The 12941-nt window shown below is 29.0% G+C and carries 11 protein-coding genes and 1 other RNA gene; 6 read left to right on the plus strand and 6 right to left on the minus strand.

What is annotated here, in order from left to right; all coding sequences use genetic code 11:
* The 4 genes from ACX6CF_RS06130 to ACX6CF_RS06145 form a co-directional block, all read left to right on the plus strand.
* On the plus strand, window positions 1-233 hold a 233-nt coding region (locus tag ACX6CF_RS06130), incomplete at its 5' end, for a DnaJ C-terminal domain-containing protein (RefSeq protein WP_458784429.1).
* Between the two features lie 154 nt (window positions 234-387).
* A complete protein-coding gene (locus ACX6CF_RS06135; protein ID WP_458784430.1) occupies window positions 388-1542 on the plus strand; it encodes an extracellular solute-binding protein in 1155 nt (384 codons plus the stop codon).
* Window positions 1490-3187, plus strand: coding sequence for an ABC transporter permease (locus ACX6CF_RS06140; RefSeq protein ID WP_458784431.1), 1698 nt, complete (start codon window positions 1490-1492; stop codon window positions 3185-3187). Before ACX6CF_RS06135 ends, ACX6CF_RS06140 begins: the two co-directional genes overlap by 53 nt.
* The gene (locus ACX6CF_RS06145) at window positions 3184-4206 is read left to right on the plus strand and encodes an ABC transporter ATP-binding protein (protein ID WP_458784432.1); all 1023 of its coding nucleotides are present in this window, start codon (window positions 3184-3186) and stop codon (window positions 4204-4206) included. Before ACX6CF_RS06140 ends, ACX6CF_RS06145 begins: the two co-directional genes overlap by 4 nt.
* Window positions 4207-4210: 4 nt before the next feature.
* On the opposite strand, the gene ACX6CF_RS06150 is transcribed toward ACX6CF_RS06145, so the two are convergent.
* Window positions 4211-5089, minus strand: a complete 879-nt coding sequence (locus ACX6CF_RS06150) for a cation diffusion facilitator family transporter (RefSeq protein ID WP_458784433.1) — start codon at window positions 5087-5089, stop codon at window positions 4211-4213.
* A 499-nt stretch (window positions 5090-5588) separates the two neighbouring features.
* Here ACX6CF_RS06150 and ACX6CF_RS06155 point away from each other — a divergent pair, with 499 nt between their 5' ends.
* The gene (locus ACX6CF_RS06155; RefSeq protein WP_458784434.1) at window positions 5589-6674 is read left to right on the plus strand and encodes an HD-GYP domain-containing protein; all 1086 of its coding nucleotides are present in this window, start codon (window positions 5589-5591) and stop codon (window positions 6672-6674) included.
* A 150-nt stretch (window positions 6675-6824) separates the two neighbouring features.
* Here ACX6CF_RS06155 and ACX6CF_RS06160 read toward each other — a convergent pair whose 3' ends face one another.
* Entirely contained in the window at window positions 6825-8060 is a 1236-nt protein-coding gene (locus ACX6CF_RS06160; protein ID WP_458784435.1) for a 6-phosphofructokinase, read from the minus strand.
* A gap of 375 nt (window positions 8061-8435) precedes the next feature.
* Here ACX6CF_RS06160 and ssrS point away from each other — a divergent pair.
* Window positions 8436-8616: non-coding RNA, 6S RNA (gene ssrS / locus ACX6CF_RS06165), on the plus strand.
* A 43-nt stretch (window positions 8617-8659) separates the two neighbouring features.
* Here ssrS and ACX6CF_RS06170 read toward each other — a convergent pair.
* The 4 genes from ACX6CF_RS06170 to aroF form a co-directional block, all read right to left on the minus strand.
* Window positions 8660-9325: an SGNH/GDSL hydrolase family protein gene (locus ACX6CF_RS06170; RefSeq protein ID WP_458784436.1), complete on the minus strand. Its 666-nt coding sequence runs from the start codon at window positions 9323-9325 to the stop codon at window positions 8660-8662.
* Between the two features lie 91 nt (window positions 9326-9416).
* On the minus strand, window positions 9417-10697 hold the full coding sequence (gene aroA, locus ACX6CF_RS06175; RefSeq protein ID WP_458784437.1) for a 3-phosphoshikimate 1-carboxyvinyltransferase: 1281 nt from the start codon (window positions 10695-10697) through the stop codon (window positions 9417-9419).
* A 25-nt stretch (window positions 10698-10722) separates the two neighbouring features.
* A complete protein-coding gene (locus tag ACX6CF_RS06180; protein WP_458784438.1) occupies window positions 10723-11817 on the minus strand; it encodes a prephenate dehydrogenase/arogenate dehydrogenase family protein in 1095 nt (364 codons plus the stop codon).
* Window positions 11817-12830: a 3-deoxy-7-phosphoheptulonate synthase gene (gene aroF / locus ACX6CF_RS06185; protein ID WP_458784439.1), complete on the minus strand. Its 1014-nt coding sequence runs from the start codon at window positions 12828-12830 to the stop codon at window positions 11817-11819. The genes ACX6CF_RS06180 and aroF overlap by 1 nt, the downstream gene beginning before the upstream one ends.
* Between the last annotated feature and the right edge of the window lie 111 nt (window positions 12831-12941).

Genomic DNA, 12941 nt, shown 5'->3' on the forward strand with positions numbered 1-12941 from the left:
CTTTTGGAGCGGAAATAGAGATTAGTACTTTAGATAAAAAATTAGAAATTAAAATACCTAAGGGAACACAATCAGGAAAAAAATTCAGATTAAAGAATAAAGGGCTAAAAGGCAAGAAAAAGACAGGAGATTTTTATTTCGTAGCTAAAATAGTAATACCAGAGAAGTTAAACAGAGAAGAAATTAAATTGCTTAAGAAATGGAAAGAAATATCTGAATGGGAAATTAGATAAAGATTATACAATTAGATGAGCGCTCGTAAAAGGGTGCTCATTTTATTATGTATAGAAAATAATTCCAATATAAGCTTGACATAAGTACATACTTGTAATATACTTTAAACGAATTTGATAGTCATTATCAGTAAAAAATAGGAGGGAAAATAAGGTGAAAAATAAAATTAATATTATTATGACATGCATGTTGATAATTTCTTTGATGCTTGTAGGGTGTTCGAAAGATAATGAAAATGATGTTATCTCACAAAATCCAAAAGTAGAAAATACAGGAAATGATGAAAGTCAGGCAAAAGATGAAAATCAAGTAGGGGATGATAATAACAAAAAAGATGAAAATGATAAAGGTGAATATCATGGTAAAGAAGGCAAAATAACAGTATATTTATCTGGTCCAGAACAAATGTTAAACAAGATAGAATCTGAATTTGAGACTGTAAATGGTGATGTCTTGGATCTAGTAATATTAGGTTGTGGTCCTCTTAGACAAAAGGTATGGACTGAAAAACAAGCTGGTCAAATCCAAGCTGATGTTGTATGGGGTTCGGATCCATTATTGTATTATGCTCTTCAAGATCAGGGAAATCTAGCGCAATATAGTCCGAAAGAGATTGATAAGTTAAAAGAAGAATATAAAGTAGAAGGTAACTACTACACAATTGTTAATGAGAGATATGCTGTTATAGCTTATAACAAAGATAATTTGAAAGGTGATGAAGTACCTTCTTCATTTGAAGATCTAAAGAATGAAGCATATTCTGGAGCTGTTGTAATGGCAAATGCTAATTATTCTTCAACTGCACTAGCAATAACTTCAGGTCTATATCAGATGAGTGGCAATAATTGGGATTATATAAAAGCTCTAAAAGATAATAAATTATTCTTTGCAAAATCTAATGGTCAAGTACCTTCAAAAATTCAAGAAGGAGAATTTGATGCAGGGATAGCTCCACATGATTCCGTATTAAGATTAAAGAAAAAGGCTAAGAAAGAAAAATATAAAACACCTATAGAGATTTGCTGGCCTTCAGAAGGAGCATTAAAAATTCAGAGACCAGTAGCAATTATTAAAGATGACTCACGACCAGCACAAAATCAAGAGATAGCAGAGAAATTTGTTGATTTCCTAGTATCTAAGAAAGTCCAAAATATTACTGTTGGAATGGGATTTGTTAGTGTAAGAGAAGACGTTTCATTACCACAAGGAATTGAGGCTGAAATAGTAACCAAGGATATTGACTGGAGGTTCGCTTATGAAAACGAAAGTATACTTAGAGAGGGAGTCAAAGAAATCATGGGCAACTAAGAGTATTAACTATACATCACAGTTTTTGAAAGAAACTGTGATGTATGTAATATTATGTATAATAATTTTTATTATCATAATATATCCGTTGCTGAATTTATTGACAAAAAGTTTTGATATAAATGTTTTTATTTCTTTGTTTGGAGATAAATCAATATATAAAAGTTTATCTAATACCTTGATAATAGGTATAGGTGTTACTTTTTTTTCTATATTATTTGGAGGAAGCTTAGCTTGGTTAGTTGTAAGAACAGATTTTAAATACAAGAAATTTATTAAGATATTTGCTTTAATAGGATTTATGATTCCTTCTTATATTCTTAGTGTATCTTGGATAGAAATTTTTTCGAAAAATGGTTACCTAAGTAGGTTACTAAAAATCCTATTCAATTATGATTATAATTTTTTTCCATATTCAATAATATCTGTTATTTTAGTTCTTTCAATCCATCTATATCCTTTAGCTTTTATGGCTATTTCTAATGCTTTAGAAGCATATTCAATGGATTATGAAGATGCGGCTTTTGTATGTGGAGCAAATCGAAAAAAGATAATGAAAACTATAACCTTTCCTATGATAATTCCTAGTATCCTATCTATAGGAATTTTAATCTTTAGTCGGTCAATGGCTAATTTTGGAGTTCCGGCAGCTTTATGTTTACCTATAGGAAAAGATGTAGTAACTACAAAGATATTTAGTTACTTATCTCATCTAGAGTTAGTAAATGCTACAGTATTATCTGTAATACTAATAATAATATCAGCATGTATATATATCATTAACTCAAAGATTATAAGTAAAAGGAAATATGCAAGTAGTACCAATAAGAAGTTTCGGAATCCTAAGATGATAAAATTAGGAAAGCATAGTAAAATAGTTAATTTCTTTGCAATAGCATTTTGTATTTGTGTAACAGGCATACCTTTGGTAAGTATTGTTATAACTTCCTTTCTTAAACGATGGGGCTTGAAAATACAATTGAAAAATTTAACTATCAACAATTATATCACTTTGTTTACTAATCCTTATACTAATAAATCATTCTTAAATAGTATGGTATATGGGATAGTAGGTGCAACAGCTGCGGTTATAATAGGCTGCCTTGTATTATATTTGTTCTATATCAATAAAAATAAATTAACGAGTTCGTTCATGATCATTGTTACATGGCCAATAGCTTTTCCTAATATCGTGTTAGCTGTTGCAGCTACCTTAAGTTTCATCAATAAACCATTAAAATTATACGGTACAAAATGGATTATTATAATTACATATATTGCATTATTTATACCTATTGCAGTTAAGAATATGAGTGGAATAATTGAAAATATAGATAAAAGTTTGATAAAAGCTTCGAGAATGTCTGGAGCTAGTATATTAGGTACATTAAAAACGATAATCATTCCATTGATAGCACCTGGAATGACTTCAGCTTGGATATTATGTTTTTTGATTGCACTAAGAGAAATTCCCATATCTCTATTATTATATAGTAGTGGAACAGAAACTTTGGGTGTCATGCTGTTTACATTACAATCTAATTCTTACGGACTTGAAATGACTTCTACTTTAGCAGTAGTGATAATAATAATGAGTTTAATAGGTAATTTAATAATAAAAAAGGTTAGGAGACGAAGTAAATGATAACTGCTGAACTTAATGATATTAGCAAGAAATATGGGGAGGTAAATGCTCTGAAAGGGGTAAGTCTAGATATTCATACAGGGGAATTGTTAAGTATTCTAGGTTCCAGTGGATGTGGTAAAAGTACATTATTGTATTCTATCGCTGGTCTAGAAAAACCTGATAGTGGAAATATAAGTCTGAATAATAGAGTTTTATTTTCAGCCCATTCAAGAACATTTGTACCTCCTGAAAAAAGAAATATAGGTCTTGTTTTTCAAAATTATGCACTTTGGCCACATATGAATATTTTTAAGAATGTAGCTTATCCATTACAAATAAGAAAAGTAAAGAAAACAATTATAAAAAAAGAGGTTTTACAAATACTTGATATGGTAGGTTTAAGTGGAAAAGAAAAAAATTATCCTCATGAACTAAGTGGGGGAGAACAACAAAGAGCTGCAGTAGCTAGAGGGTTGATTATGAAACCAGATATGTTATTGTTAGATGAACCGTTTTCCAATTTGGATGCAAAATTAAGAGAAAAAATGCAGGACGAACTAAAAAGAATACAAAAGCTTACTAAACTTACTATGATTCATGTAACCCATGACCAAGAGGAAGCAATGAGAATCTCAGATAGGATTGCTATCATGAATAACGGTAAATTACTTCAGATAGGTGAACCAAGTGAAATATATGATAGACCAGAAGATGTATTCGTTGCTGGGTTTGTAGGTAAATCTAATTTGATTTCATATGAATCTATAAAATGTTATTTACCAAGAAATGTTATAAATAGAGGTGAGAAAAAACAAAAAGGAGATACAATTCTAGTTAGACCAGAAGATATACTTATCACAGAAGCAAAAAATAACGCTATAAATGGCGTTATCACTAATAAATTTAATAAAGGAAGTGTATATTTATATAATATTAAAACCAATGTTCATGAATTTGTTATACAAACAGATAATAGATGTGATTATCCTATTAATTCTAATGTAAATATTAAGATAAAAAAAGGATGTGTCATATAGTGTTTTATCTGTGGTATTGAGCAGGGTTAACGTGTACAACAACATCTTCTATATGGTCAAATTCCATAAGTGTTTTCTTTATCTGTGCTGATATGGAGTGTCCTTCGTATACTGTCATATTAGCATCAACAGATATTTTTACAATTAATATAAAATTAAGACCTATTGGTTTTGAGTTAATATTATCAACATGGTCAAGCCCTTCTATTGTCATTATCTGTTTTTCCATTTCTTTATTCACTTTTGAATCAATATTAGTATCCATCAAAACAGTATATGATTGATTAAAAATAGAAACCCCTGTATAAGCTATCCATAAAGAAATCAAAATACCTACAACTCCATCAACAAAATATATATTATAATAGCCAAGGATGACACTGAGTAATGTTAAAGACGATAAAAATATATCGTTCCTGTGATCTTGAGCATTAGCTATAGCTAATAAACTATTATATTTTCTTCCTATATTGATAGAGTAAATGAATAGAACCACTTTTACGATTATTGAAGTTAAAGCAATATATATGAGCCATGGTGAATATTCAAATTCTTGTTTATTAATTAATGAATCAATGGACATTTTAAAGATGGAAAAGGAAACAAAAAATAATGAAAAACTAATTATCATAGAAAATATATATTCAGCTTTTCCATGACCATATGGATGTTCATCATCTCCTGGTGTTGAAGATATTTTATTCCCTATAAATGTAATAGTTGAAGCAAAAACATCACCTGCACTATTAAGCCCGTCTGCAATCATAGCTTGACTCTTAGTTAAAAACCCAATAACAAGTTTTATCACTAATAAAAAGATATTACCAAAAATGCCTGACAAAGCAACATTTTTAATTTTTGTATATTTATTAATATTATTCACCAATATTACCCCATTTTTTAATTATTATATTTATATTTAGATTAGCTTATTTCCTTAGATTACCATTATATATTATTTTAAATCATTTATGCAAGCTAAAAATATATAAAATCAAGGATAATATATTGAACTCATTGAAATGGGTATATAGATGTTTGAATTTAAGATATATAGGTATAATATATCTGATAAAGTAGTAATAGAGAGCCATAGAATATTATGAATAAACCCTTATTTAATAATTTGTAAGTTATTGAATTATTAAATAATAATGTTAGTCGTTAAAATATTTATTACCATATATAATTAAAAAATTACTAAATTGACTATTGAATAAAACAATATTATGTTATAATCTATATAGTCCATTTTAACTATTCAAATTATTTAAGTTTATGCAATAATAGATATTATGGATATAAAATATATATGTTTAAACTAAAGTTGATACAATTTATATGCTAAGGGTGTATACTTCAAAGTAGGGGTGACATAATAAATGAGATTTGTACCTGTTAACGGTTTAATGGAAGGTATGTTTGTAGGTAAGAGTTTATTTGATAAAAATAATCAATTATTACTAAGCAAGGGCAGTGTTATTCAGAAGTCATATATCGATAAAATATATAATATGGGGTATCAAGGAATTTATGTTGAAGACTATATTTCTGCAGACATTGAAGTTAAGGATATAATAAGTGATGAATTACGAAGAAATACAGTTAATACTATAAAAAATGTATTTATAGAGGCTGATGATAACAAGAAATCTAATAAAAAAACAAATAATATCAATGAAACAAAGTATCTGGTAACAAATATAGTGGATCAGATACTTGAAAACAAAGATACCATAGTTAATTTAATTGATTTGAAAATGTTTGATGATTATACATTCTATCATTGCGTTAATGTAGCAGTATTATCAATAGTCCTAGGTACTTCTATTGGACTAAATAAAGAAAAATTATATAATCTGGGACTAGGTGCTATATTACATGATATAGGTAAAATGTTTATTGACAGTAATATTCTTAATAAAAAGGGAAGATTAACTGATGAAGAATACAAGCATATTCAAAAGCATTCACAATACGGATATAATTATTTGAAAGAGACATTTGAAATACCTTTGTCTTCATATATAGGTGTATTACAACATCATGAAAAATATGATGGAACAGGATACCCATCTAATAGAGCAAAAGACGATATTTCTCTATTTGGAAGGATTATTGGTATAGCTGATGTCTATGATGCATTAACTTCAACTAGACCATATAGAAAAGCCTTACTTCCTTCAGAAGCTATAGAATATATCATGGCTAATGGAGGAATTATGTTTGATGTTAATTTAACCAAGTACTTTGTTAAAAAAGTAGCGCCTTTTCCAATTGGTACTTGTGTTGAGCTTAGTAATAGATATAAAGGTATTGTGGTGGAAAACTATGAGGAAGCATGTTGTAGACCTAAAATTAAAATTGTTTTAGATGAAGATAGTAATGAAGTTGATTCTTTTTATTATAATCTGAAGGATCAAAAAGATTTAAGAAATGTTACGATTATTTCAATAAGTAATTTATGATTAAGTAATACCTAATAACTCATAAGTTAATAAAGAAATCTTGAGTAAAAGGAAAACCTTCCTATTGTTAATAAAATACATAGGAAGGTTTCTTATATTAATAAAACAATCTAGACAATTTATCATTTCTGTTTTAAAAAGATTGATATATCATTTAGATATCAAATGTCTAATATCTAAATATACAGGAAGACCATTTTTATATGGAATATTAGGTTGCCCAAATGTTAATGGAGATATATATTCTATAAGTTCTTTTGTAATATCACCATTATCGGCATATATCCAATTTGTAGGGATTAATTTCTCCTTGTTGGCTACTTTTTCAATATCTACACAATCTATTTTATATGTATATGGAATATTATTAGTTCTAATAATAGATACCATTTGTCCTGTATAACCTTCTACAGCATATTCTACTGCTTTATTTCCAACCTCACAAGCTTCATTGATATCTTGTAATGATGCACTATGCATGGCACTTCTTTGTAATACATTAAGTTCTATTGATCTAACTTTACATCCCAAAGACTTACTTACTATGTGCTCTAGAGTTTTTCCTGTACCGCTTAATTTTGCATGTCCAAAAGAATCATCTAATGAATTCTCAGAAGCTGAAATATAATTACCATCTTTATCCTTAATACCTTCTGATACTGCAACAATAATATTTTTTTTTGTTTTTTGAATACGTTTTAGGTTACTTAAGAAATCATAGATTGAAAAAGGTACTTCAGGTAGATAAATCAAATCTGGAGAAGAATTGTATTCATTTCTAGCAAGTGCAGCAGAAGCAGTTAACCAACCAGCATTTCGTCCCATTATTTCAACAATAGTAACACTAGGAATGTCATATATATATGTATCATAAGATATTTCCAGTATAGTAGTTGCTACAAATTTAGCTGCAGATCCAAACCCAGGAGTGTGGTCAGTTCCAAATAAATCATTATCTATAGTTTTTGGTATTCCAATAATGTGCACATTTTTATTTTTTAGTTTAGCGTATCTTGATAGTTTTAGAACGGTATCCATGGAATCATTACCGCCAATATAAAAGAAAAAATTAATTTTTTTACGTTCAAATATATCAAAAATCAATTTATATTCCGTTTCATCTTCAGTAAAATCAGGTAGTTTATATCTACATGAACCCAAGAACATTGAAGGAGTTGTTTTCAATATTTCCAATTTGTTTTTTGAAGTTGCAAATATTGATGTTAAATTGATTAAATTATGATTCAAAACTCCTTGTATACCATTTATAGAGCCATATACAGTATGTATATTAGGGCTTTCTATGGCTGAATCTATAACACCACTTAAAGAGGCGTTTATTACAGACGTTGGACCACCGGATTGAGCAATAAGACAATTAGACATATGTAAATCTCCTTTTATAATTTTAAAAATTTAATATGAAATATTTTCCTCACAATTTAATATAATACAATATTTAATTTAGAAAAGCAATTACTAATTAAATTGAAGAGTATAATTAACAAAAACTAATGTATAAACATAATAAATATATTAATAGGTAAAATTTGATTGTATTAGTATAAGCAGCTATGCATATAATAATATCGTGACATAGCAATGGATGATATAATATACTTGTAAAATATAAGAAACAAAAAAATAATATTTCAGCTATCATTTATAGACAAAACAAACAAAAAAACCCATAAATATTTGCTGTAATTATCTTGCAAAATTTCTTGATATATAGTATAATTAGTTCACAGCAAAGTTAGATATTTCCTGGGATGTACGATAATCCTGATATTTTGAACCTACAATAGTACTTCGGGAGTTCTATATTTCAGAGTGGATGTCATGCCCTCATTATGGCGGGGAAGACAAAAGCTTTGGTGCGGACACCCACCTAACGCGAGTTAGGGATCAAAATACAGGAAACGGCATATCTGGGTATACATATTTAATTTAAAAAATAAGTTACTATGAAAATAGTAACTTTTTTATTTATCTTCTTTACCGATTGTTCTTTCTTTTAAAACTCCTTGAAAATTAATGTATTTCGTAAATTCAGCAAAAACAGTGTCAAATAATAGATCATAGCCATCTTCATTGAGATGTACACCATCATCTGAAATATATCTTTCGTAATTGTCTTGACAAAGTACTTTGTTGTAAAAGTCAATAAGTGGACAATTATAATCTTTAGAAAGAGTCTTAATTATATGTACGTATTGATTTAAACGTGAATTGTTACGTAAAGGTTTGGCAATTTCTTCGTTAACTGGAGGTGGTGTAATCATAATAGGAATAGGCGTACAATTATTTAAACCTGTTCTATTGTTATGTTGAGTGATTTTATTAATTATATTAGTCAAATTATCTTCAAATTCTTCTAATGATCTATATTTATTATTATTAGCACAATCATTATTGCCAAATTGTACAAAAACCATATTTGGTTGATGAACCAATACAGAAGTTTCAATAGTTTGTAACGCTTCTCTAGTGGTAATACCATTCTTACTAGAATTAACGATGTTCCAATATATGGAAGGATAATAGCTAGGTATATACTTTTCAAGCCTATTGATGTAACTATGGGCTTTATTAACGCCATACCCATTCGAAATACTATCTCCAAATCCAACAATTGTTGTTTTAATCATAAGATAACCTCCAGTTTGATTTTAACATATTAGCTTTAAACTATATAATAATACAAATTAAGAGTAATTCCAATAGTTTTTTAGAAAAAACTTAGAAATCACTAATATTTTGTAATGATTTGTAAAAACCTGGGAAAGATATATCGATACATTCACTTTGGGGGATGGTTGTTGTTCCTTTTGCTACAAGACCTGCTATGGCTAAAGACATTGCTACTCGGTGGTCATTGTAACTTTTAATTGTTGCGCCTATAAGGTTTGGAGAATGAGATATTATCATACCATCATCAGTCCCTATTATATTAGCATTCATTTTACTTAGTTCATTTACCATTGTCTCAATACGATTAGACTCTTTGACCTTCAATTCTTCAGCATCTTTTATTATTGTTTTACCCTCAGCAAAACAAGCAGCTACAGCAATTACTGGGATTTCATCTATTAGAGTAGGGATGATATCTTTATCGATTACTGTACCTGTTAGTACACTGGATTTGACATGGATATCAGCAACTAATTCCCCGTTAATTTCTCTTTGGTTAAGTAAAGATATATTACCATTCATTGCTTTTAAGACCTTAATGATTCCATCTCGTGTAGGGTTTATTCCAACATTTTTAATAACCAATTGAGAATTTTTAGTAATTAAACAAGCTACTATAAAAAATGCAGCTGATGAAATATCACCAGGTATAGCAATATCTTTTGCATATAATTCTTTCACAGGGGTGTTAATTATTGTAGAGCCATTCGTTGTAATATTACCTCCAAAATAATTTAGCATTATTTCAGTGTGATTTCTAGAAAGAACAGGTTCTACTATTCTAGTATCATTCTCGGTGTACAAACTTGCTAAAATTATGCATGATTTTACTTGTGCACTAGCTACCAGGGATTTGTACGTTATATTGTGTAGTTTGGTACCAGTAATTTTTAATGGTGCTTTATTGTTATCATCCATAGATACAATATTAGCACCCATTTTGGTTAATGGTTCAATAATTCTTTTCATAGGTCTATTAATTATTGAATCATCACCAGTTATGATACAATCAAATTTTTGTGGAGCAAGTATTCCAGACATTAATCTGAGAGTAGTACCACTATTGCCGACATATAATTCGCTTTTAGGTTTTTTAAGACCATGCAATCCTTTACCAGAAACAGTGACAATGGAATCATTAACATCAATATTGATTCCCATATCTCTAAAGCAACGAATGGTACTTAAACAATCTTCACCCATTAAAAACCCTTTTATATTTGTAATACCTTTTGATAGAGCACCTAGCATGATTGCTCTATGGGAAATAGATTTATCTCCAGGTACACTAATTTCACCGTGTATGCTTTTCATAGGATGTATTATCATATTTACCTCCAGTAGTTATTGTATTCTAGACATAAACTTTATAATTCATGCCAACCAGTATTTCGATACTTTTATTTTGACTTTCAAGGTCATAGAATATTATTTCTAATACACCTTCTTGGTGCTCTCTATTATTGTTAATTCCTATGTTTTTAATATTTATATTGTTATCACTTAATAAAGATGCTATTTCTGCAATAATACCAGGTTTATCAATAATATCAACGGTAATTTTATATGATTTCATAATAAAACCAGTATTCTTATCTGAGAATGAATTTCTATAATCTCTTGATGCAGAGAAAAATGAGTGTATATTTTTGTTATTGCACTCATCTATATATCCTTTTATTAATGATAGTTCTTGTTGAAATCTATCTATAACGTTAATTATTTGTTTATTATTGGTCAAACATATTTGCTGCCACATTTCTGGAGATGAAGATGCTATTCTAGTGATATCCTTAAATCCTCCAGCCGCAAGAGTATGCATATGTTTATCTGGTGTATCCAGTTTAGATACAAGATTAACAAGTGTAGAAGCAATAATATGAGGTACGTGGCTAATCGTTGCTGTAATAAAATCGTGATTGGTTGGTTCTACTATAATCGGTAAAGCACCAATTGCAGTAATTATTGTCTGTAACATAGTTATTTTATCGTCTGTAGTAGCAGGTAGAGGTGTTAATATATAATAAGCGTTTTCAAATAGATGGCTATCTGCAGCGGTAATTCCACTTTTTTCAGATCCAGCCATAGGGTGGCCACCAATAAAACAATTGTCACAGTTCATATTTATTGCAGCATCAATAATTTTTTCTTTTGTACTTCCAACATCTGTTATAATACAATCTTTATTAATAATTGGTAATAGTTTATTTAGAGCTTCTATATTATTTTCTACAGGTGCACATAAAAAAATAATCTGGCAATCACTAAAATTATTATCGATTACAGTAGTATAATTATCAATTGTTTTTCCGTTCAAAGCTGTTTTTAGTGAAGTAGTATCAATGTCACAAGCAATTATTTTGCATGTTTTATATTGAACTTTGATAGCTTTAGCTAACGAACCACCTATTAAACCAAGTCCGATAAAACCAATCTTATCTATATTCATTATAAAGTCTTTCCAACAAGCTTAGCGAAAGGTCTTAACTCATTGCATAATAAATCAAATTCTTTAGGGGGCAATGATTGAGGACCATCAGATAAAGCTACCGCAGGATTAGGGTGTACTTCAACCATTATACCATCAGCACCTACAGCTATAGAGGCTTTTGAAAGAGGATTAACATATGCTCTTTTTCCTGTAGCATGACAAGGATCTACTATTATCGGTAAGTGACTTTTTTGTTTGATGATAGGTATAGCACTAATATCAAGAGTATTTCTTGTAGCTGTTTCAAAAGTTCTAATACCTCTTTCACATAAAACAACATTTTTATTTCCTTCACTCATTATATATTCAGCAGCATTTAACCATTCATCTATAGTTGCAGATAAACCTCTTTTTAAAAGAACAGGAGTATTGGTTTTCCCAATCTCTTTTAGTAAATAGAAATTTTGCATGTTTCTTGCACCTATTTGGAACATATCAACATATTTATAAGCTGTTTCAACAGATTTTAAACTAGTGACCTCACATACTATAGGTAAACCTGTCTCTTCACGAGCTTTTGCCATATATTTTAATCCTTCTTCTTCTAATCCTTGGAATGAATAAGGGGATGTACGAGGTTTGTAAGCACCACCTCTAAGAATTGATGCACCTGCTTTCTTGATGGCATGAGCAGTTTCAATGATTTGTTGTTCACTTTCTATTGCACATGGTCCAGCCATAATTACAAAGTTATTATTACCAATTTCAACATCTCTTACTTTAATAACAGATGATATCATATTAAATTTTTTATTTGCCAATTTATAGGATTCAGTAACGGGGACGATCTTTTCTACGCCACTCATTAATTCAATATTACATTTTGATAATTTTGATTTATCTCCAACTATACCAACGATAGTAACTTGATCTCCAGTTGATAAATGAGTTTTAAGCCCATGATCTTCAACTAAGTTTATAACATTTTTTATATCTAGTTCATTAACATTTGGTTTCATTACAATAATCATTATTATACCTCCGTTTATATGCATATCAATATAGTATTATTTTCGTTATTATAAAGTCAAGGGATTGGCTTATAATAATGTTTTTTGGTGATATATTAAATAGGATAGACT

Source organism: Vallitalea sediminicola (assembly GCF_054408565.1).